General features: G+C 72.1%; 14 protein-coding genes. All 14 read left to right on the forward strand.

Annotated elements, in window-relative coordinates:
- Positions 1–121 precede the first annotated feature (121 nt).
- The 14 genes from ABT354_RS04240 (at position 122) to ABT354_RS04305 (ending at position 22,137) form a co-directional block, all read left to right on the forward strand.
- Positions 122–2,743: a valine--tRNA ligase gene (locus ABT354_RS04240; protein WP_351488745.1), complete on the forward strand. Its 2,622-nt coding sequence runs from the start codon at positions 122–124 to the stop codon at positions 2,741–2,743.
- Between the two features lie 146 nt (positions 2,744–2,889).
- Positions 2,890–4,101 (forward strand): sensor histidine kinase, encoded by a 1,212-nt coding sequence (locus ABT354_RS04245; RefSeq protein WP_351488747.1) that lies wholly within the window; start codon positions 2,890–2,892, stop codon positions 4,099–4,101.
- 59 nt (positions 4,102–4,160) lie between these two features.
- On the forward strand, positions 4,161–5,669 hold the full coding sequence (folC, locus tag ABT354_RS04250; protein ID WP_351488749.1) for a bifunctional tetrahydrofolate synthase/dihydrofolate synthase: 1,509 nt from the start codon (positions 4,161–4,163) through the stop codon (positions 5,667–5,669).
- Between the two features lie 8 nt (positions 5,670–5,677).
- Positions 5,678–6,034 (forward strand): DUF4233 domain-containing protein, encoded by a 357-nt coding sequence (locus ABT354_RS04255; RefSeq protein WP_351488752.1) that lies wholly within the window; start codon positions 5,678–5,680, stop codon positions 6,032–6,034.
- Positions 6,035–6,213: 179 nt separating this feature from the next.
- Positions 6,214–6,627, forward strand: a complete 414-nt coding sequence (gene ndk / locus ABT354_RS04260) for a nucleoside-diphosphate kinase (protein ID WP_351488755.1) — start codon at positions 6,214–6,216, stop codon at positions 6,625–6,627.
- 252 nt (positions 6,628–6,879) lie between these two features.
- Entirely contained in the window at positions 6,880–7,899 is a 1,020-nt protein-coding gene (locus tag ABT354_RS04265) for a rod shape-determining protein (RefSeq protein ID WP_351489184.1), read from the forward strand.
- Positions 7,900–8,119: 220 nt separating this feature from the next.
- The gene (gene mreC / locus ABT354_RS04270; RefSeq protein WP_351488757.1) at positions 8,120–9,241 is read left to right on the forward strand and encodes a rod shape-determining protein MreC; all 1,122 of its coding nucleotides are present in this window, start codon (positions 8,120–8,122) and stop codon (positions 9,239–9,241) included.
- A gap of 13 nt (positions 9,242–9,254) precedes the next feature.
- Positions 9,255–9,914 (forward strand): rod shape-determining protein MreD, encoded by a 660-nt coding sequence (gene mreD / locus ABT354_RS04275; RefSeq protein ID WP_351488760.1) that lies wholly within the window; start codon positions 9,255–9,257, stop codon positions 9,912–9,914.
- Complete coding sequence (gene mrdA, locus ABT354_RS04280) at positions 9,911–12,154, forward strand: penicillin-binding protein 2 (protein ID WP_351488763.1); 2,244 nt, start codon at positions 9,911–9,913, stop codon at positions 12,152–12,154. Before mreD ends, mrdA begins: the two co-directional genes overlap by 4 nt.
- Before the next feature lie 3 nt (positions 12,155–12,157).
- On the forward strand, positions 12,158–13,360 hold the full coding sequence (gene rodA, locus ABT354_RS04285) for a rod shape-determining protein RodA (RefSeq protein WP_351488765.1): 1,203 nt from the start codon (positions 12,158–12,160) through the stop codon (positions 13,358–13,360).
- A gap of 393 nt (positions 13,361–13,753) precedes the next feature.
- Positions 13,754–17,188 carry a S8 family peptidase gene (locus ABT354_RS04290; protein ID WP_351488767.1) on the forward strand — a complete coding sequence of 1,145 codons (3,435 nt, stop codon included), beginning with the start codon at positions 13,754–13,756 and terminating at the stop codon, positions 17,186–17,188.
- Between the two features lie 168 nt (positions 17,189–17,356).
- Positions 17,357–18,976, forward strand: coding sequence for a CYTH and CHAD domain-containing protein (locus tag ABT354_RS04295; RefSeq protein WP_351488770.1), 1,620 nt, complete (start codon positions 17,357–17,359; stop codon positions 18,974–18,976).
- Between the two features lie 159 nt (positions 18,977–19,135).
- On the forward strand, positions 19,136–21,088 hold the full coding sequence (locus ABT354_RS04300) for a TIGR03960 family B12-binding radical SAM protein (RefSeq protein ID WP_351488772.1): 1,953 nt from the start codon (positions 19,136–19,138) through the stop codon (positions 21,086–21,088).
- 293 nt (positions 21,089–21,381) lie between these two features.
- Positions 21,382–22,137, forward strand: coding sequence for a TIGR03936 family radical SAM-associated protein (locus ABT354_RS04305; protein WP_351488774.1), 756 nt, complete (start codon positions 21,382–21,384; stop codon positions 22,135–22,137).
- Positions 22,138–22,198 lie beyond the last annotated feature (61 nt).

Genomic DNA, 22,198 nt, shown 5'->3' on the forward strand with positions numbered 1-22,198 from the left:
AGATATTTATGTCGTTCGAACATCCTCACTCACCGGACGGGCACCGGAAGCGGTGGGGGTCACACCGTTACCGAACTTTCCCGTTTCAGTACGCCGCTGTGACACCTCTAAAATGAGCGGTGTGACCGACAAGACTCAGCAGACGCCAGCCAGCAACCCCGAACTGCCGACCCAGTACACGCCGGCCGAGGTAGAGGGGAAGCTGTACGAGCGCTGGGTGGAGCGGGGCTGGTTCACGGCGGACGCCACGAGCGACAAGCCGCCGTACACCATCGTCATCCCCCCGCCGAATGTCACCGGAGCCCTCCACCTGGGACACGCCTTCCAGGTCACCCTGATGGACGCGCTCACCCGCCGGAAGCGCATGCAGGGGTACGAGACCCTCTGGCTCCCCGGCATGGACCACGCGGGCATCGCCACCCAGAACAAGGTCGAGCAGCAGCTCGCCGAGGAGGGCAAGTCCCGCCACGACCTGGGCCGTGAGGCGTTCACGGAGCGGGTGTGGCAGTGGAAGGAGGAGTACGGCGGCCGGATCCTCGGCCAGCTCCGCCGGCTCGGCGCCGGGCTCGACTGGAGCCGTGAGCGCTTCACCATGGACGAGGGCCTCTCCCGCGCCGTCCAGACGATCTTCAAGAACCTCTACGACGACGAGCTGATCTACCGCGCCGAGCGCATCATCAACTGGTGCCCGCGCTGTCTCACCGCGATCTCCGACATCGAGGTCGAGTACCAGGACGACGCCGGTGAGCTGGTCTCGCTGAAGTACGGCGAGGGCGACGAGACCCTCGTCGTGGCCACCACCCGGGTCGAGACGATGCTCGGCGACACCGCCGTCGCCGTCCACCCGGACGACCCGCGCTACGCCCATCTGATCGGCAAGCGGATCAAGCTCCCGCTGACCGACCGCACCATCCCGGTCGTCGCCGACACCCATGTCGACCCCGAGTTCGGCACCGGCGCGGTCAAGGTGACCCCCGCCCACGACCCGAACGACTTCGCCATCGGCCAGCGGCACGGCCTGGAGTCCCTCACCGTCATGGACGAGCGGGCGGTCATCACCGTCCCCGGCCCCTTCCAGGGCCTGGACCGCTTCGAGGCCCGCTCCGCGATCGTCCAGGCCCTGCGCGAGCAGGGCAGGGTCGTCGCCGAGAAGCGCCCGTACGTCCACTCCGTCGGCCACTGCTCCCGCTGCCACACCACCATCGAGCCCCGGCTCTCGCTCCAGTGGTGGGTCAAGGTCGGCCCGCTGGCCAAGGCCGCCGGTGACGCCGTCCGCGACGGCGATGTCGCCATCCACCCCGCCGACCTGTCGAAGCGCTACTTCGACTGGGTCGACAACATGCACGACTGGTGCATCTCGCGCCAGCTGTGGTGGGGCCACCGCATCCCCGTCTGGTACGGGCCGAACGGCGAGGTCGTCTGTGTCGGCCCCGACGAGCAGCCCCCCGCCGGCGAGGGCTGGACCCAGGACGAGGACGTCCTCGACACCTGGTTCTCCTCCGGGCTGTGGCCGTTCTCCACCCTCGGCTGGCCCGAGCAGACCCCGGACCTCAAGAAGTTCTACGCCACCGACGTCCTCGTCACCGGCCACGACATCATCTTCTTCTGGGTCGCCCGGATGATGATGTTCGGCCTCTACGCGATGGACGGCGAGGCGCCCTTCCACACCGTCGCCCTCACCGGTCTCGTCCGCGACGAGAACGGCAAGAAGATGTCCAAGTCCAACCCGAACTCGGTGGACCCCCTGGACTGGATGGACGCCTACGGCTCCGACGCCGTCCGCTTCACCCTGGCGCGCGGCGCCAACCCGGGCGCGGACGTGCCGATCGGCGAGGACTGGGTCCAGGCCTCCCGTAACTTCGCCAACAAGATCTGGAACGCCACCCGCTTCGCGCTGATGAACGGCGCCACCGTCGAGGGCGAGCTGCCCCCGGCCGAGGAGATGTCGGCGGCCGACCGCTGGATCCTCTCCCGGCTGAACAAGACCGTGGCCGAGGTCGACGCGTACTACGACGACTACCAGTTCGCCAAGGTCTCCGACGCCCTCTACCACTTCGCCTGGGACGAGGTCTTCGACTGGTACGTCGAGCTGTCGAAGACCACCTACTTCGAGGGCGGCGAGCGGGCCAAGGTCTCCGCCCGGGTCCTCGGCGAGGTCCTGGACGTGACCCTGCGGCTGCTCCACCCGGTGGTCCCCTTCGTCACCGAGACCCTGTGGACCACCCTCACCGGGCGCGAGACGCTGGTCATCGCCGAGTGGCCGGCCGACAGCGGCTTCCGCGACGAGGCCGCCGAGCGCGAGATCGAGCTGGTCCAGCGGGTCGTCACCGAGGTCCGCCGGTTCCGCAGCGACCAGGGCCTCCAGCCGGGCCAGAAGGTCCCCGCCCGGCTCGGCCTGGACGGCACCGCGCTCGCCCCGCACGAGCCCGCCATCCGCCAGCTGCTCCGCCTCCAGCCCGAGGGCGAGGGCTTCAGCGCCACCGCGACCCTGCCGGTCGCCGGGGCCACCGTCGCCCTCGACCTCTCCGGCACCATCGATGTCGACGCCGAGCGCAAGCGCCTGGCGAAGGACCTCGCGGCGGCGGAGAAGGAGCGCCAGCAGGCCGAGGCCAAGCTGGGCAACGAGGCCTTCCTCGCCAAGGCCCCCGAGCCGGTGGTCGTCAAGATCCGTACCCGGCTGGACCGGGCGCGGGAGGACATCGACCGGATCACCGCGCAGCTCTCCCGCCTCCCCGGGGCGTGACCGCTGCCCGCAGCACCCCTCCGAGGCCCCGGCGCACCCGCCGGGGCCTCGGCCCTTTCCCCTGCCCCCGCCCCCGCGCCGCGCGGCCCCCCGGCGAAGGCGCACCCCCGGCACAGCGGTGGCGCACCGCCCTGGATGATGGGGGCATGCAGGTCACGACCGCGTCGTACGGGTGGCGCCGCCTCGTCGCGGTGAGCCGCAGATACGCGCACCGCCGGACCACCTCGCCCCGCGCGGTCGATCTGATCACCGCGATCGGCGCGCTCTCCCTGATGGTGCTCGACGTACCGGGCCTCGCCGCCGGTGACAACCGTCTGACCGGCGTCACCGCCACCCTGGTACTCACCGCGGGCGCCGCCTCGCTGCTGATCCGGCGGCGCGCCCCCTGGGTGCCGTACGCCGTCGCCCTGCTGCTCCTGGCCTGGCTGCACGAACTGACCCTGATCCAGTTCGCCCTCTACTCGCTCGGCCGGTTCCGGGGCCGGTGGGCCGGGGTGCTCTCCACCGCCGGCTATGTCGTCGTCGCGGTCGTCCTCTTCAGCCTCCCGGGCTGGCCCGAGCAGCACGCCGACTCCTTCAGCGGCTTCCTCAGCCTGGTCGTCCCGATCGGGGTGCTCGCCTCCGGGGTCGGGGTCGCCGCCAACCGGCAGGACCTCGTCCGGGAGCTGGAGGCGCGCCGGGCCGAGACCGCCGCCCTCCAGGCCGTCCGGGACGAGCGCATCTCGGTCGCCCGCGATGTCCACGACCTGGTGGGCCGGGAGCTGACCGTGCTCGCCGTCCGGGCCGAGGTGCTGTCGGTACGGGCCCGGGGCACCCCGCAGGAGAAGGACTTCGAGGAGCTGGCGGACACCGCCCGGCGGGCCCATCTGATGCTCAACGACACCATCGTGCACCGCGCCGACGAGCGCACCGCGACCCCCGGCCTGGAGGGCCTGCCCGCCCTCGCCGAGGAGAGCGGCCGGATGGGCAGCCCGGTCACCCTGCGGGTCGGCGCGGACGCCACCCGGCTCTCCCCGCTCCGTCAGACGGCGGTCTACCGGGTGGTCCAGGAGTGTCTGACCAACGCCGCCAAGCACGCCCCCGGTGAGCCGGTGACCGTCGCCATCGGTCTGGAGGGCTCCCGGCTGCGGATCGTCGCCCGTAACGCCCTGCCCCGGTCCGCGCCGCCGACCGAGCCGGTCTCCAGCGGCACCGGCACCTTCTCCATGCGGGAGCGGGTCCGTTCGCTGGGCGGCACCCTGACCGCCCGCGCCGAGGGCGGGGTGTACGAGGTGGTGGCACTGCTCCCGGCGGGGTGGCTGCGCCCGGAACCCGGCCGCTGGTGGATGGGGGAGGGCACCGCATCGCGGGCCCCGTGACCCCTCCCCGGGTGAGCCCTGGCGCGGCGGGCGGGTGCCCGGACCCTAGACTGGACCCCGTGAGTGAGCATCCCGCGGAGCCCGACCCGTTCGACCCGTTCGACGACATCGTCGAGACGGAGACCGACCGTGACCCCGACCTGGCGGTGATCGAGGCCGGGAGCCGCACCCTGCGGGCCCGTACCGGCGCGGCCGGCGCCGACACGATCCCCGCCCGACCCGCCGACCCCGAGGTCGACCGGGAGCTGCGCGAGGTCGAGACCGAGCTGGCCGACCGCTGGGGCGAGACCAAGCTGGACCCCTCGATCGCCCGGATCGCCGCCCTGGTGGATGTGCTCGGCGAGCCCCAGCGCGCCTATCCCTCCATCCACATCACCGGCACCAACGGCAAGACCTCCACCGCCCGGATGATCGAGGCACTGCTCTCCGCCTTCGATCTGCGCACCGGCCGCTACACCTCGCCGCATGTCCAGTCGATCACCGAGCGGATCAGCCTGGACGGCGCCCCGATCGACCCCGAGCGGTTCATCGCCGCCTACCGGGACATCAAGCCGTATGTGGAGATGGTGGACGCCTCCCACGACTACCGGCTCTCCTTCTTCGAGGTGCTGACCGGCATGGCGTACGCGGCCTTCGCCGACGCGCCGGTGGATGTCGCGGTGGTCGAGGTCGGCATGGGCGGCACCTGGGACGCCACCAATGTCATCGACGCCTCGGTGGCGGTGATCACCCCCATCGATCTGGACCACACCGACCGGCTCGGCACCACCCCCGCCGAGATCGCGACGGAGAAGTCCGGCGTCATCAAGGAGGGCGCGACCGTCATCCTGGCGCAGCAGCCGGTGGACGCCGCCCAGGTGATGCTGAAGAAGGCCGTCGAGACCGATGCCACCGTCGCCCGGGAGGGCATGGAGTTCGGCATCGTCTCGCGGGAGGTCGCCGTCGGCGGCCAGCTGCTGACCCTGCGCGGGCTCGGCGGCGAGTACGGGAATGTCTTCCTTCCGCTGTACGGGGCGCACCAGGCGCACAACGCGGCCGTGGCGCTCGCGGCGGTCGAGGCGTTCTTCGGGGTCGGCGCGCAGCACGCCCGGACGCTGGATGTGGACACGGTCCGTACCGCCTTCGCCTCGGTGTCGTCGCCGGGCCGGCTGGAGATCGTGCGGCGCAGCCCCACCGTGCTGCTGGACGCCGCGCACAATCCGGCGGGCGCGCGGGCCACGGCCGACGCGGTCTCCGAGGCGTTCGACTTCTCCCGGCTGATCGGGGTCGTCGGCGCCAGTGACGACAAGGATGTACGGGGGCTGCTGGAGGCCTTCGAGCCGATCTTCGCGGAGATCGTGGTGACCCGGAACTCCACCCCCCGGGCGATGGACCCGGACGCGCTGGCCGCCGTCGCCGTGGAGGTCTTCGGCGAGGACCGGGTGGTGGTCGAGCCCCGCCTGGACGAGGCGCTGGAGGCGGCCATCACCCTCGCGGAGGAGGAGGCCGAGTACGCGGGCGCCGGGGTGCTGGTGACCGGTTCGGTGATCACGGTCGGCGAGGCCCGGCTGCTGCTGGGGAAGGGCTGAGGGACGGTATGCGTACGCTCTGCGCGTCCACGCTGATCGGTGAGTTCTTTGTGATCGGCTTCGCGGGTCTGGTCGCGATGAAGGACCCGGATCTCTCCATGGCCACGGTCTGGACGGTCTGCGGGGTCGCGATGGTCCTGTCGGTGCTGCTCTGCGGGATGATCTCCCGGCCGGGCGGGATCCAGCTGGGCTGGGTGCTCCAGATCGGTCTGGTGCTGAGCGGGTTCGTGGTGCCGGTGATGTTCTTCCTGGGGGCCTGCTTCGCCGGGCTCTGGTGGGCGTCGGTGCACTTCGGCGGCACGATGGACCGGAACAAGGCGCGCTGGGCCGAGGAGCGGGCGGCGCAGGAGCAGTCCCCGGCGTGACCTCCGGGGTCGCGGGAGCGGTCCCCGGCGTGACCTCCGGCCCACGCGCCCCGGCCCGGCACCCGTTCGGCCGGGGGCCGGACCGGCGGTCACGGCCCGTCAGGCCCGGGTGTCCGGGCCCCGGACCGCCCCTGTAACCTCGGCTCACCGCATCCATGTGTCTGCAAGGAGCCGCCACCATGCCCCAGCGCACCCTCGTCCTGCTCAAGCCCGACGCCGTACGCCGCGGGCTGATCGGCGAGATCATCGGCCGGATCGAGGCCAAGGCGGGCTGGCGCCTCGCCGCGCTGGAGCTGCGGACCCTGGACCAGGAGACCCTGGAGCAGCACTACGGTGAGCACAAGGGCCGGGACTTCTACGAGCCGCTGGTCGCCTTCATGTCCTCCGGCCCGGTGGTCGCGCTGGTCGTCGAGGGGGAGCGGGTCATCGAGGGCGTACGGCAGCTGGCCGGTCCCACCGACCCCATCAAGGCGGTCCCCGGGTCCATCCGTGGCGATTTCGGCACCATCGTCCGGGAGAACCTGATCCACGCGTCGGACTCCGAGGAGTCCGCCATTCGGGAACTGAAGATTTTCTTTCCGGGACTCTCCTGACCGGTCATCAGCCAAACAGCGCTCATGACCTGGGGCGACCGAAGGAATTCGGTCGCCCTTCGGTATATGCGAACGCAATGAGGGAACGGTTCGGGGCAACACTTCGTCACCTATACAGAGGCGGACCACCGCGCCGTGTCCCAAGAACCGGCATTACGATGGAAGCCTCACGCCACAGCACCCACCGCGCCATCCTGAAAAGCTGTCAACGCTCGATTCGGGAAGGCCAGACGCATCCTCATGGGGAACAACATGTCGTTCATCGGCCGTGATATGGCTGTCGACCTCGGGACCGCCAACACGCTGGTGTACGTCAGGGGCAAGGGAATCGTTCTCAACGAGCCGTCCGTCGTCGCCATCAACACCAACACCGGCGGGATTCTCGCCGTCGGTGCCGAGGCGAAGAAGATGATCGGCCGGACCCCCGGCAACATCGTGGCCGTACGCCCGCTGAAGGACGGCGTCATCGCCGACTTCGAGATCACCGAGCGCATGCTGCGCTACTTCATCCTCAAGATCCACAAGCGGCGGTATCTCGCCCGCCCGCGTGTGGTCGTCTGCGTGCCCTCGGGCATCACGGGAGTGGAGCGCCGCGCCGTGATCGAGGCCTCGACCCAGGCCGGCGCCCGCCAGGTGCACATCATCGAGGAGCCCATGGCCGCGGCCATCGGCTCGGGTCTGCCGGTCCACGAGGCCACCGGCAATATGGTGGTCGACATCGGTGGCGGCACCACCGAGGTGGCCGTCATCTCGCTCGGCGGAATCGTCACCGCGCAGTCCATCCGGGTCGCCGGCGACGAGCTGGACAACGCCATCATCCAGCACATCAAGAAGGAGTACTCGCTGCTCCTCGGCGAGCGCACCGCCGAACAAATCAAGATCACTATCGGTTCCGCCTATGACCTCGACCAGGACGAGCACACCGAGATCCGCGGCCGTGACCTGGTCTCCGGGCTGCCCAAGACCGTGGTCATCTCCGCCGCCGAGGTCCGCAAGGCGATCGAGGAGCCGGTCAACTCGATCGTCGACGCCGTCAAGACCACCCTCGACAAGTGCCCGCCGGAGCTGTCCGGCGATGTGATGGACCGGGGCATCGTCCTCACCGGCGGCGGCGCCCTGCTGCGCGGTCTGGACGAGCGGCTGCGGCGCGAGACCGGGATGCCCATCCATATCGCCGAGGACCCGCTGGACTCGGTGGCGCTGGGCTCCGGCAAGTGCGTGGAGGAGTTCGAGGCGCTCCAGCAGGTGCTGGACGCCCAGCCGCGCCGCTGACCCGACCCGGCCGTCCGGCGGCGCCGGCCTTCCCGGCGCCGCCGCACCCCGGCCGCGACAACTGCATCAGGACACGAACGCCAGGAAGGGCGGGGGCGCGACCGCCCCCCGGGCTCCCCGGCCCCAGGGGCACCCCCTGTACGGATGCCTGCCGACCCCTGCGGAAGATCGTTGATATACAGACTTCTCCATTCCTACGAGGAAGGCACGGCCGCCGCACGTGAGGGACACACGAGAGAGCCGTCTGCTCCTGGTGCTGCTGATCGCCATCGCGTTCGCGCTGATCACGGTGGACATCCGCGGGGGTGAGGACTCACCGCTCGACGGCGCCCGGCAGGCCGCCGCCACCGTCTTCGGCCCCGTACAGAACGGTGTCGCCACCGCGGTCGACCCCGTCGGCAACGCCATCTCCGCCGTACGCGACTCCGACGAGCGCCATGACCGCATCAGCGTGCTGGAGCGGGAGAACGCCGAACTCAAGGCGAGGCTCGGCAGCGACGACCGCAACCGCAGCCGCGCCCGCGAGCTGGACTCCATCCTCCGTACCGCCGGATCCGGCCAGTACGGCATCAAGGGCGCCCAGGTCATCGCCATAGGAGCGGCCCAGGGCTTCTCCTGGACCGTCACCATCGACATCGGATCGCGCGACGGCATCCGGCGGGACATGACCGTACTCAACGGCGACGGTCTGGTCGGCCGGGTCACCACCGTCGGCCCCCACACCTCGACCGTCCTGCTGGCGATCGACCCCGACTTCGCCGTCGGCACCCGGCTGGAGAAATCCGATGAGCTGGGCTTCGCCAACGGCCAGGGCGACCGGCCCCTCTCGGTCCAGCTGCTCAACGGCAAGCACAAGGTGAAGAAGGGCGACCGGGTGGTCACCTTCGGCTCCCACGGGGACAAGCCCTTCGTCCCCGGGGTCCCGATCGGCGAGGTCGTCCGCGTCGACCCCTCCGGCGGCGATCTGACCCGCACCATCTATGTCGAGCCGTACGCCGGCTTCAGCAAGCTGGACATCGTCGGTGTGGTGGTCCAGGCGCCGCGCACCGACCCCCGGGACACCGTGCTGCCGCCCAAGCCGCGCAAGCCCGCGCCCATCCCGACGGTCACCGTCACGGTCGACCCCGGCGCCACCGCCCAGGACGGCGCCACCGACGGGACCGGGACCGACCCGCAGGGCGGCAGGAGCCCGCTGGCCCCCGCCGCGACCGGCGGCCCGGCCGACCCGGACGCCGACCCGGACACCGCCCGGGACCCCGCGGGCTCCCCGGCGCCCGCGCTCACCCCCGAGCCCGCCGGCAGCGCGCCTCCCACCGCCCCCGGCGACGACCCGAACACCTAGGGACTGATCCGCCATGCGCCTCAACCGGATGCTCCTCACCGCGACCCTGGTCGTGGTCGCACTCGTCGTCCAGGTCTCCGTCCTCGCCCGCCTCCAGCTCCCCGGCGCCGTCCCCGATCTGGTGCTCCTCACCGTCGTCGCGCTCGCCCTGGTCTACGGCCATGTCTCCGGCGCCGTCACCGGCTTCGCGGCGGGACTCCTCAGCGACCTCGCGCCCCCCGCCGACCACGCGGTGGGCCGCTACGCCCTGGTCCTCTGTGTCATCGGCTATCTCGTCGGACTCGCCCGCCCCCAGGACGGCCGGATGAAGTCCGCCACCGTGCCGATGCTGGTGGTGGTCGCCGCCGCCATCGGCTCCACGCTGCTCTACGCGGGCGTCGGCGCGCTCGTCGGGGACACCGCCCCCGGCGGCATCGGCGGGCTGCTCTTCACCGCCGCCGTCTACGATCTGCTGCTCGCGCCGTTCACCGTGCCCTTCCTCATGGCACTGGCCCGGCGCGCCGACCACGACCCGCTCGCCGAGGACCGCAGCGCGAGCGGTGATGTCTCCTCCGGCTGGCTGGCCTCCGGCACGGGCCTGCGCATCGGCAGCCAGCGCGGGGGCATGCGGATGAAGGCCGCCCGCAGCCGGGTGGCCCGCGCCGGACGGCTCAGGGGGGCCAAGCGACTGTGAGCAATATCCCGGAGACCGGGCGGACCCCACGGGTCCAGATCCGGCTCGTCGTCATCCAGGTGCTGGTCTTCTCCCTGCTGCTCACCCTGGGCGGCCGGCTCTGGTACCTCCAGATCCGCAATGGCCAGGACTACTCCGACCAGGCGAAGAACAACGGCGTCCAGCGGGTCGTCCAGCCCGCCGTGCGCGGCGCCATCCTCGACTCCCGGGGGGTGGCCCTCGCCGACAACGAGACCCGGCTGGTGGTCTCCGCCTCCCGGACCGAGCTGATGAAGATGCCCGACGACGGCAAGGCGGTCCTCGGCCGCCTCGCCGAGGTCCTCGGCCTCACCGCCAAGGAGGTCCAGGACAAGGTCCGGCTCTGTGACTCCAAGACCCCCAAGCCCTGCTGGAACGGTTCGCCGTACCAGCCGATCCCGGTCACCGACGACGCCACCACCCAGCAGGCGCTCCAGATCCGGGAGCGGGCCGAGGACTTCCCCGGCATCACCGCCGAACCCACCGCCGTACGCCGCTACAACGCCCCCGGCAAGGCCAGGACCGCCCAGGTCCTCGGCTATCTCTCGCCCGTCACCGACGAGGAGATCGAGAAGGCCAAGGACTCCGACTCGCCCTTCCTCCGCTCCGACCAGGTCGGCCGCTCCGGCCTGGAGCGCACCTACGACAAGGCGCTGCGCGGCAAGGCCGGGGTGACCCGGTACGAGGTGGACAACCTCGGCCGGGTGATCGGCGAGGCCGACCGCGACCGGGCCCGGCCCGGGGCCAATCTGGTCACCTCCATCGACGCCCGGGTGCAGGCCGTCGCCGAGTACGAGCTGAACGGCGCGATGAAGGCCGCCCGCAAGGAGCTGGACAAGAACAACACCGGCGTCAACTACAAGGCCGACGCCGGGGCCGTGGTCGTGATGGAGAACAACACCGGCCGGATCATCTCCATGGCCTCCCTGCCCACCTATGACCCCAATGCCTGGGTCGGCGGGATCTCCGCCAAGGACTACGAGCGCCTCACCGACAAGAAGTCCAACTATCCGCTGATCAACCGGGCCATCCAGAGCGGCGCCGCCCCCGGCTCCATCTTCAAGGTGGTCTCCTCCACCGCCGCCGTCAACGCGGGCTACCCCTTCAACGGCACCTACCCCTGCCCCTCCTCGCTCTCCTTCGGCGGCCGGGAGTTCAAGAACTTCGAGTCGCGCGGCTACGGCAGCATCAGCCTCGGCCGCGCCCTGGAGGTCTCCTGCGACACCGTCTACTACGGACTCGCCCACCGGGAGTGGATCAAGGACGGCGGCATCACGCCCAAGAAGAAGCCCAAGGACTGGTTCTACCGGACCGCCCACCAGTTCGGCCTCGGCGACACCACCGGGATCGACCTGCCCAATGAGATCCCCGGCCGCATCCCCGACCGCGAGTGGAAGCAGAGCTACTGGGAGCAGCTGAAGGACACCTGGTGCAAGGAGGGCAAGAAGGGCGGCACCTATGTGGAGCAGATCTCGTACGAGAACTGTCTGGAGGGCAACCGCATAAGGGCAGGTGACGCCGTCAACTACTCGATCGGCCAGGGCGACATCCTCGTCACCCCGATCCAGATGGCGACCGTCTACGCCGCCATCGCCAACGGCGGCACCCTCTACGACCCCACCGTCGGCAAGGCGATCGTCAGCGCCGACGGCAAGCGGATCGAGCGGATCAAGCCCACCTCCCACGGCAAGCTGCCCATGGACGCCCGTACCGCGAAGCAGATGAACGCCGCCCTCGCCGGGGTGGCCACCGTGGGCTCCGCCGCCTGGCGGTTCGGCGGCTGGCCGCACGACCGCATCCCGATACACGCCAAGACCGGCACCGCCGAGGTCTACGGCAAGCAGACGACCTCGTGGTTCGCCTCGTACACCCGGGACTACACGATCGTGATGACGATCTCCCAGGGCGGCACCGGCTCCGGCGCCTCCGGACCGGCCGTGCGCAATATCTACGAGGCGATGTACGGGCTGGACGAGCAGGGCGGCCAGGACCTCAAGCGGGCGCTGCTGCCCGCGCCCCAGAAGGCCCTGCCGAAGATCCAGGCCGATGGCTCCATCGACGCGCCCGAGGTCAGGCCGTACCAGCCGCCCAAGCCGCTGGACCCCAACGCGCCGCCGCCCGCGGCGACCACCCGGCCCCCGGCCGCCACGACCACGCCCGGCACCGGTCAGCGGCCCGGCACCAACCAGCTGGCGGGACCGCCGCCCGCGGAGAGGGACTGAGCCATGGCCTCCACCAGTGGTTTCTCCGTCTCCGGCTATGGCCCCCAGCGCGGCGGCGTCTGGTCCCGGCTCTCCGCCCGGGACTCCGTCGTCCGCCGTCTCGACTGGCCGCTGCTGCTCAGCTGCCTCGCCCTCTCCGGCATCGGCGCCCTGCTGGTCTGGTCGGCGACCCGGGGCCGTACCGACCTGACCCAGGGCGACCCGTACTACTTCCTCTTCCGCCATCTGCTCAACACCGGGATCGGTGTCGCGCTGATGGTCGCCACCGTCTGGCTCGGCCACCGCACCCTGCGCGGCGCGGTCCCGGTGCTCTACGGCATCTCGATCCTGCTGATCCTGCTGGTGCTCACCCCGCTCGGGGCGACCATCAACGGCGCCCACGCCTGGATCGTGATCGGCGGCGGCTTCTCCATCCAGCCCTCCGAGTTCGTCAAGATCACCATCATTCTGGTGATGGCGATGCTGCTGGCGGCCCGGGTGGACGCGGGCGATCTGGCGCACCCGGGGCATCTGACGGTCGCCAAGTCCCTGGTCCTCGCCGCGCTGCCGATGGCGATCGTGATGATGATGCCGGACCTCGGCTCCGTCATGGTCATGGTCGTCATCGTGCTCGGGGTGCTGATGGCCTCCGGGGCGCCCAACCGCTGGATCCTCGGTCTGATCGGCGGCGGTGTCGTGGGCGCGGTCCTGGTCGCCGTGCTGGGACTGCTGGACGAGTACCAGATCAACCGCTTCGCCGCCTTCGCCAACCCGGCGCTCGACCCCACCGGCGCGGGGTACAACACCAACCAGGCCAGGATCGCCATCGGCTCCGGCGGGCTGCTGGGCACCGGACTCTTCAAGGGCTCCCAGACCACCGGACAGTTCGTGCCCGAGCAGCAGACGGACTTCGTCTTCACCGTCGCCGGCGAGGAGCTGGGCTTTGTCGGCGGGGCGGTCATCCTGGTGCTGCTCGGGGTGGTCCTGTGGCGCGCCTGCCGGATCGCCCGGGAGACCACCGAGCTGTACGGGACGATCGTGGCCGCCGGGATCATCGCCTGGTTCGCCTTCCAGTCCTTCGAGAACATCGGGATGACGCTGGGCATCATGCCGGTGGCGGGGCTGCCGCTGCCCTTCGTCTCCTACGGGGGGTCGTCGATGTTCGCCGTCTGGGTGGCGATCGGGCTGCTCCAGTCGATCAGGGTGCAGCGGCCGATCAGCGCCTGAGCGCGGGGCGGTCCGCGCGCGGCCGGGCCGTCCGGGCCCGCGCGGGGCCGTGCGGGTCCGCTTCCGTGCCGTGCGGGTCCGTGCGGGTCCCGCTTCCGGGCCGCGACGGCGGGGGCGGTTTCCGGCCGGGACCGGAGGGGCCGGGCCGGGGGAGTCCCCGGCCCGGCCCCCTGCCGTTTTCCCGGCCCGCGCCCTGACACACGGTCATCGCCGCAGCTCCCGGCGGTGCGCGCGGGACCCTTCGCCGACGCTCGCTTCGGGCCATTCGGCGGGCCGATCCCCGTACCGGTCAACCACACCCCCCGCCCCGCGCCGTCCACTCGACAGGGGCGGTACGCGGGGGCCGCCCCGGAACGCCTCCCAGCCCCCCGCCGAGCAGGGAGCAGGGGAAAGGTGTTCGTCAGAAGACGTCAGAACCTCGGCGCGGCCACGCTCACCGCGACCGTCGCGGCGGCGGCGCTCGTCGCCGGGCTCACCACGGCACCGTCCGCCACCGCCGCACCACCCGCCGGCGCGGGATCCCCGAGTGCGGCCTCCTCCGCCGGGGCCGGCCGAGGGGCGGTGCTCCACTGGACCACCCTGATCACCGGCGACCGCGTCGGGGTCGACCGGCGCGGCCGGATCACCGCCGTCGACCCCGCACCGGGCCGCGAGCGGATCCCCATCGAGATCTCCACCGAACGCGGCCGGTCCCACGCCGTGCCGTTCGACGCCGGACCGCTGATCGCCCGGGGCGTCCTCGACCGGCGCCTCTTCGATGTCACCGGTCTCACCACCCCGGCCGCCCGCCGCTCCGCCCGCCCGGGCCTCAAACTGATCGTCGCCTACGAGGGCGCCCCCGGGCACGCCGCCGACCGGGTCCGCTCGGCGGTACGCGGCACCGGCGCGGTGACCGTACGGCGCACCCTGCCCCGGCTCGGCGCCGACGCCGTCACCGTGCCCCGGCGGGACGCCACCGCCGTCTGGGACGCGCTCACCCGTACCGGCGGCGCCCGGGGCACCACCGCCACCCCCGGGGTGCGCCACATCTGGCTGGACGCCGTGCGCACCGCCCGCCTCGACCGGAGCGGCGCCCGGATCGGCGCGCCCGCCGCCTGGAGTGCCGGGCTCGACGGCACCGGGGTCACCATCGCCGTCCTGGACACCGGTGTCGACGCCCGGCACCCGGACCTCGCCGGACGGGTCGCCGCGGCACGGAACTTCACCGACGCCCCCGGCACCGAGGACCGCTACGGCCATGGCACCCATGTCGCCTCCATCGCGGCGGGTACGGGGGTCAGGTCCGGCCGCCACCGGGGCATCGCCCCCGGCGCCCGGCTGCTCAACGCCAAGGTGCTGGACGACAGCGGCGGCGGCGAGGACTCCGGGATCATCGCGGGCATGGAATGGGCCGTCGCCCAGGGCGCCGATGTCATCAATATGAGCCTCGGCGGCCAGGACACCCCCGAGGTCGATCCGCTGGAGGCGTCGGTCAACGCGCTGACCGAGCGCACGGGTGTGCTGTTCGCCGTCTCGGCGGGGAACGGGGGACCGGACGCCGGCACGGTCGGATCGCCCGGCAGCGCCGACGCCGCCCTCACCGTGGGCGCCGTGGACGACGACGACCGGCTCGCCGACTTCTCCAGTACCGGCCCCCGGATCGGCGACGAGGCCGTCAAACCGGATGTCACCGCCCCCGGTGTCGACACCACCGCCGCCTCGGCCCCCGGCAGCCTGCTCGCCCGGGAGGTCGGTGAGGGCCCCGCCGGATATCTCTCCCTCTCCGGGACCTCGATGGCCGCCCCGCACGCGGCGGGCGCCGCCGCCCTGCTCAAGCAGAAACACCCCGGCTGGCGCGCCGACCGGCTCAAGGCCGTCCTCACCGGCTCCGCGCGGGACGGCGGCCACACCGCCTTCCAGCAGGGCACCGGCCGGATCGCCGTGGACCGGGCCATCGGGCAGCGGGTGGTCGCCGACCGGACCGCGGTCGACTTCGGCCGCCAGCTCTGGCCGCACACCGACGACCGGCCGCTCACCCGGGAGATCACCTACCGCAACCTGGGCGACCGGGACCTCGTCCTGGACCTCACGGTCACCGCCACCGGACCCGGGGGCGCACCCGCCCCGGCGGGCTTCTTCACCCTCGGCGCCGACCGGGTCACCGTCCCCGCGGGCGGTACCGCCGCCGTCGCCCTGACCGTCGACACCCGGCTCGGCGGCACCGACGACGGCCACTACACCGCCGCCGTCACCGCCTCGGGCGGCGGCCAGAGCGTACGGACCGCGGCGGCGGTCCACCGCGAGGTCGAGTCGTACGACCTCACCCTCGCCTACACCGGCCGCGACGGACGGCCCGGCCATGCCGCCCGTACCGTCCTCACCCCGCTCGACGGCGACGCGGAGTCGCTGCGGCTGTACGAGCAGAGCGGCACCACCCGGGTCCGCCTGCCCAAGGGCGGGTATGTGCTGCACAGCCTGCTCACCGCCGACCCCACCGCGCCCGGACGGGGCATCGACCGGCTGGTACGGCCCACCCTGGCGCTCGACCGGGACACCACCGTGGCGATGGACGCCCGTACCGCACGCCCCGTCGTCGTGACCGTCCCGGACCCGGCGGCGGAGTCGGCCATGGCGTTCGGCGAGTTCATCGTCGAGCGGAACGGCGTGGGCTTCGGCTTCGGCATGGTCCTCCCGTCCTTCGAGGGCTTCGGCACCGCGCACCTCGGGCCCGCCTTCACCGACGGCACCCTCAGCGAGAGCTGGGGGACGCGATGGCTCACCGGCCGCTCCGGCGAGTGGCACACCGCCCACGCCGCCCGGGTCCGCACACTCTCCACCGGCTGGCGCAAGGCGTACCGCCCGGCGGACTTCGCCACCGTCACCCTCGGCGCCGGGTCCTCCGCGCCGCGCCGGGCGGGCGACGCCGGAGCCATCAGCGACATCCTGGGCATCGGGATGTTGGCCGAGCTGCCCGCGCTGCCGGCCACCCGGGTGCTGCGGCTCGGTACCAGCGGTACGAGCGCTACCGGCGGCACCGGCGGCACCGGCGGCACCGGTCGCTCGGGGGAGGGCCCGGGGCGTCCCAATCCCTGGCAGTTGATCATGATGCAGTACGACCGCGCCGACGAGGAACTCACCACCGAGGCCGGCTATCACACCCAGGACCGTGACTACCGCCCCGGCCGGAGCTACCGCGAGACCCTCAACACCGGGGTCCACGCCCCCCTGCTCGACCAGGACAGCGGCGTCTACCGCCAGGGCGACCAGCTGTACGGCTCCCTGTGGCTCTTCGCCGACGGCCGGGGCAACCCGGGTGACTCCCTCTACGCCCTGGTCCGTACCACCCTGCACCGGGGCGCCACCAAGGTCGGGGAGAACCGCGAGCCGCTCAGCGGCGGGGAGAGCTTCACCCTGCCCGCCCAGGACGCCCGCTACACCCTCGCCACCACCGTGAAACGCCACCCCACCGTCGCCAGGACCGCCAGCCGGATGGATGCCTCCTGGACCTTCCGCTCCCGCCGCCCGGCCGACGGCGAAGAGGCCCGGCTGCCCGTCTCCACCGTCCGTTTCCACCCGGCTCTCGCCCTCGACAGCACCGCCCCGGCCGGCCGCCGGCAGACCGTCCCGTTCACCGTGCACGGCCCGGCGAAGGGCGCCGGGCTGAAGTCGCTGACCGTCTCCGTCTCCTACGACAACGGGCGCACCTGGCGGCGGACCCCCGTCGTCCGGGACGCGATCACCGTACGGAACCCCGCCCGGGGCCAGGGGATCGCGCTGCGCGCACTGGTCACCGACCGCCAGGGCAACACGGGCTCGCTCACCGTCCACCACGCCTGGCGCGGCCGCTAGTGCCATGAGCGTGCGGGTACGGGGCCCCTTGCACCCGGCCCCGTACCCTCCCCGACGACCATGGCGAGACCCCGGCCCGGCGGTATCCGGCCCCGGGACCGGGCGTTATCCGGTCCCGGGGCCCGCCCGGGGCTGCCCCGATCGCTCCGCGCGGTCTAGATTCGCCTCATGGCGGAGACGAAGCGCGAGATCGAGCGGAAATACGAAGCCACCCCCGATGTCCAGCTGCCGGACCTCACCCGGGTGACCGGGGTCGCGGCCGTCGAGGAGCGCGGCACCGACGAGCTGGACGCGGTCTACTACGACACCCCGGATCTGCGGCTCGCCGCCGCCTCCATCACCCTCCGGCGCAGAACCGGCGGCGACGACGCCGGCTGGCACCTCAAACTCCCGGTCGCCCCCGGGGTGCGCGACGAGATCCGCGCCCCGCTCTCCGAGAGCCTGCCGCGCCCGCTGACCGCGCTGGTCCGGGCGCGCACCCGGGGCGCCGAGCTGACCCCGATCGTCCGGCTGCTCTCCACCCGGGAGGTCCGGCATCTGCGGGACGCCGACGGCACCCTCCTCGCCGAGCTGAGCCGGGACGCGGTCCGCGCCGAACGCCTGCTCGCCGCCGGAAGCCCCGGGAGCTCCGACGGCTCCGAGCACCCCGGGAGCTCCGACGGCTCCGAGCACCCCGGGAGCCCCGGAAGCCCCGGAAGCCCCGAGGACAGCGTGGCCCGTACCGCCGCCTGGGACGAGATCGAGGCCGAACTCGGCGACGACGCCGACCCCCGGATCCTCGACCGCGTCGGGAAGAAGCTGCTCAAGGCCGGAGCCGTCGAGGCCGACTTCCCCTCCAAACTGGCCCGCGCCCTCGCGGAGACCGGACTCACCGTCCCGTACCCCGCCGCCCCCGCCCCACCGCGGACCGCGGGCGACTATGTCCTGGCCTATCTGCGGGAACAGGCCGACGCCCTGCTCGCCCTCGACCCCGGCGTCCGCCGCGACCTCCCCGACGCCGTCCACCAGACCCGGGTCGCCACCCGCCGGCTGCGCAGCGCCTTCCGCACCTACCGCCGCCTCCTCGACCGCTCCGTCACCGACCCCGTCGGCGAGGAGCTGAAGTGGCTCGCCGCCGAGCTGGGGGTCGCCCGCGACCAGGAGGTGCTGTACGAGCGGCTGCGCGGGCGGATCGACGCGGTCCCCCGCACCCTGCTGCTCGGCCCGGTCCGCGGCCGGCTGCGCATCTGGGCCGGCTCCCGGCGCGCCGGTGCCCGCCGCCGGGCCCTGAACACCCTGGACAGCACCCGCTACCGGGCCCTCCTCGACCGCCTCGACGCCCTCCTCGCCGACCCGCCGCTGCTCAAGGCGGCCTCCCGGGAGCCCGCCGACGAGCTGCCCCGGGCGCTGCTCAAGGAGTACGACCGGCTCGCCGCCCGGGTCGGCCAGGCCCTGGAGATGACCCCCGGACCGGAGCGCGATCTGGTGCTGCACGACGCCCGCAAGGCCGCCAAGCGGGCCCGGTACGCGGGCGAGGCGGCCACCCCGGCCCTCGGCGGCGTCGCCAAGCGCTTCGGCAAGCGCATGAAGAGCGTCCAGACCCTCCTCGGCGACCACCAGGACAGCGTGGTCGCCCGGGACGCCCTGCGGAATCTGGCGATCCAGGCCCATGCGGCGGGCGAGTCCGCCTTCACCTGGGGGCTGCTCTTCGGCCAGGAACAGCGCTCGGCGGCCGACCGCGAGCGGGAGCTTCCGGAGGTCTGGGCCGCCGCCTCCCCGGACGAGGTACGGGCGCTGCGCTCCGGCTGACCCTCCCCGGGCCCGCCGGCCGGTGACGGTACGGGGCCCTCGCGGGCCCGGTGAAGGGATCGGTACGGGCCGTCGCGGGCCCGGTGATCGGTGCGGGGGCGGCTCCCCAGGGCATTACGCTAGAGAGTCGCCCCCCTGCCCGCCCACGAAAGTCCAGAGATGTCTGCTGCTGAGTCTGCCGCTGAGACTGCCGCTTCGGTGTTTCCCCAGCTCGAAGCATTGCTCCCGCATGTCCAGAAGCCCATCCAGTATGTCGGCGGTGAGCTGAACTCCACCGTCAAGCCCTGGGCGGAGTGCGATGTCCGGTGGGCGCTGATGTACCCGGACGCCTATGAGGTCGGACTGCCCAACCAGGGCGTCATGATCCTTTACGAGGTGCTGAACGAGCAGGAGGGCGTCCTCGCCGAGCGCACCTACAGCGTGTGGCCGGACCTTGAGGAGCTGATGCGCACCCAGGGTGTCCCGCAGTTCACGGTCGACTCCCACCGGCCCGTCGGCGCCTTCGATGTGTTCGGGCTGAGCTTCTCCACCGAGCTGGGCTACACCAATATGCTCACCGCGCTCGATCTGGCGGGGATCCCGCTGGAGGCGCGGGACCGCACGGTGGACCACCCGATCGTGCTCGCGGGCGGCCACGCGGCCTTCAACCCGGAGCCGATCGCGGAGTTCATCGACTGCGCCGTCATCGGCGACGGCGAGCAGGCCGTCCTCGACATCACCCGGATCGTCCGGGAGTGGAAGGCCGAGGGCCGCCCCGGCGGTCGCGAGGAGGTCCTCTTCCGGCTGGCGCGGACCGGCGGGGTCTATGTCCCCCGCTTCTACGACGTGGAGTATCTGCCGGACGGCCGGATCGGCCGGGTCGTGCCCAACCGCTCCGGTGTCCCGTGGCGGATCTCCAAGCACACCGTCATGGACCTGGACGAGTGGCCCTACCCCAAGCAGCCGCTGGTCCCGCTCGCGGAGACCGTCCATGAGCGGATGTCCGTCGAGATCTTCCGCGGCTGCACCCGCGGCTGCCGTTTCTGCCAGGCCGGCATGATCACGCGCCCCGTGCGGGAGCGAAGCATCACCGGCATCGGCGAGATGGTCGAGAAGGGTCTCAAGGCCACCGGCTTCGAGGAGGTCGGTCTGCTCTCGCTCTCCAGCGCCGACCACTCCGAGATCGGCGACATCGCCAAGGGCCTCGCGGACCGCTACACCGAGGACAAGATCGGCCTCTCCCTCCCCTCCACCCGGGTGGACGCCTTCAATGTCGACCTCGCCAACGAGCTGACCCGTAACGGCCGCCGCTCCGGTCTCACCTTCGCCCCCGAGGGCGGCTCCGAGCGGCTGCGCAAGGTCATCAACAAGATGGTGTCGGAGGAGGACCTGATCCGCACCGTCGCCACCGCCTACGGCAACGGCTGGCGGCAGGTGAAGCTCTACTTCATGTGCGGTCTGCCGACCGAGACCGACGAGGACGTGCTCCAGATCGGCGACATGGCGGTCAATGTGATCGCCAAGGGCCGCGAGGTCTCCGGCTCCCAGGACATCCGCTGCACCGTCTCCATCGGCGGCTTCGTCCCCAAGCCGCACACCCCCTTCCAGTGGGCCCCCCAGCTGAGCGCCGAGGAGACCGACGCCCGTCTGACCAAGCTCCGGGACAAGATCCGCGGCGACAAGAAGTACGGCCGCTCCATCGGCTTCCGCTACCACGACGGCAAGCCGGGCATCGTGGAGGGCCTGCTCTCCCGCGGCGACCGCCGCATCGGCTCCGTCATCCGCGCCGTCTACGAGGACGGCGGCCGGTTCGACGGCTGGCGCGAGCACTTCTCGTACGACCGCTGGATGGCCTGCGCCGAGAAGACCCTCCCCGAGTACGGTGTGGACGTCGCCTGGTACACCACCCGGGAGCGCACCTACGAGGAGGTCCTGCCCTGGGACCACCTGGACTCCGGTCTCGACAAGGACTGGCTCTGGGAGGACTGGCAGGACGCCCTCGACGAGACCGAGGTCGAGGACTGCCGCTGGACGCCGTGCTTCGACTGCGGGGTCTGCCCGCAGCTCGGCCTGGACATCCAGATCGGTCCGACCGGCAAGAAGCTGCTGCCGCTGTCGGTCGTCAAGAAGTAGCCTCCGGAGCGCCTCACCGGGCCCGGCACATGGGATCTTCCCCCTGTGCCGGGCCCTTTCCGTTGATCCCGGGGAACCGGACGGGGCCGCTGCGCGTACTCTGGGTGGTACACAACGACTGTCCCCGGCGCGACGGCCGGGCCCGAGAATCCCTCCCGAACCAGGGGGTGAGAGCCGGGCAGGCCCGCGCGGGGCACCCGCATTCCGAGGGCGGCGCTCCCCGCGCCGTCCCGCACCGAGGAGAAGAACCACTGGGCAAGCGACAGCCCGAAGGCCCGCCGCCCGCACCCGCGGTGCAGCGCATCCGCCTGCGCTACACCAAGCGTGGCCGCCTCCGGTTCACCAGCCACCGTGACTTCCAGCGCGCTTTCGAGCGGGCGCTGAGGCGTGCCGAGGTGCCCATGGCGTACTCGGCGGGCTTCACCCCGCATCCGAAGGTGTCGTACGCCAATGCCGCACCCACCGGCACGGGCAGCGAGGCCGAGTATCTGGAGATCGCTCTGGTCGAGCACCGTGACCCCGCGGTGCTGCGGAGTCTGCTCGACGAGTCGCTGCCGACCGGTCTCGACATCACCGACGCCGTCGAGGCCCGGACCTCCGGGCTCGCCGACCGGCTCACCGCCTCCGAGTGGGAGCTTCGGCTCGACGGAGTGGCCGAGGAGACGGCGGCGGACGCCGTGGCGGCGTTCCTCGCGGCGGACTCGGTCGAGGTCCAGCGGAGGACCAAGAACGGAATGCGGAGCTTCGACGCACGCGGTGCGGTGGAGAGCCTGGAGCTGGTCGGTCAGCGGCCTGATAGGTCCGCGGACGGCCCCTGTGCGATACTGCGGCTGGTTGTTCGGCACGTGACACCTGCCGTGCGACCCGACGACGTCCTGTCCGGTCTCCGCGCTGTGGCCGACCTGGCGCCGCCGGTCCCCGCAGCGGTGACCAGGCTGGCGCAGGGGCTCTTCGACGAGGAGACCGGCACGGTGACCGATCCGCTCGCGCTCGACCGCGAGGCAGTTCCGGCCGCATCATCCATGGCCGCCGGTACCGCCTCCCCCTAGCCACGGCAGGGGGCCCGCGCGGGCGGGAATGATCCGGTCCCGCCGCGCCTCAGGCAGTCGT

Origin of the sequence: Streptomyces sp. NPDC000594, assembly GCF_040299965.1 — a bacterium.
Lineage (GTDB): Bacteria > Actinomycetota > Actinomycetes > Streptomycetales > Streptomycetaceae > Streptomyces.

Coding starts and splice junctions, on each gene's coding strand:
- rodA (WP_351488765.1), top strand. CDS start 12,158: ATGGCCTCCACCAGTGGTTTCTCCGTCTCCGGCTATGGCCCCCAGCGC.
- ABT354_RS04265 (WP_351489184.1), top strand. CDS start 6,880: ATGTCGTTCATCGGCCGTGATATGGCTGTCGACCTCGGGACCGCCAAC.
- ndk (WP_351488755.1), top strand. CDS start 6,214: ATGCCCCAGCGCACCCTCGTCCTGCTCAAGCCCGACGCCGTACGCCGC.
- ABT354_RS04255 (WP_351488752.1), top strand. CDS start 5,678: ATGCGTACGCTCTGCGCGTCCACGCTGATCGGTGAGTTCTTTGTGATC.
- ABT354_RS04300 (WP_351488772.1), top strand. CDS start 19,136: ATGTCTGCTGCTGAGTCTGCCGCTGAGACTGCCGCTTCGGTGTTTCCC.
- mreD (WP_351488760.1), top strand. CDS start 9,255: ATGCGCCTCAACCGGATGCTCCTCACCGCGACCCTGGTCGTGGTCGCA.
- ABT354_RS04245 (WP_351488747.1), top strand. CDS start 2,890: ATGCAGGTCACGACCGCGTCGTACGGGTGGCGCCGCCTCGTCGCGGTG.
- ABT354_RS04295 (WP_351488770.1), top strand. CDS start 17,357: ATGGCGGAGACGAAGCGCGAGATCGAGCGGAAATACGAAGCCACCCCC.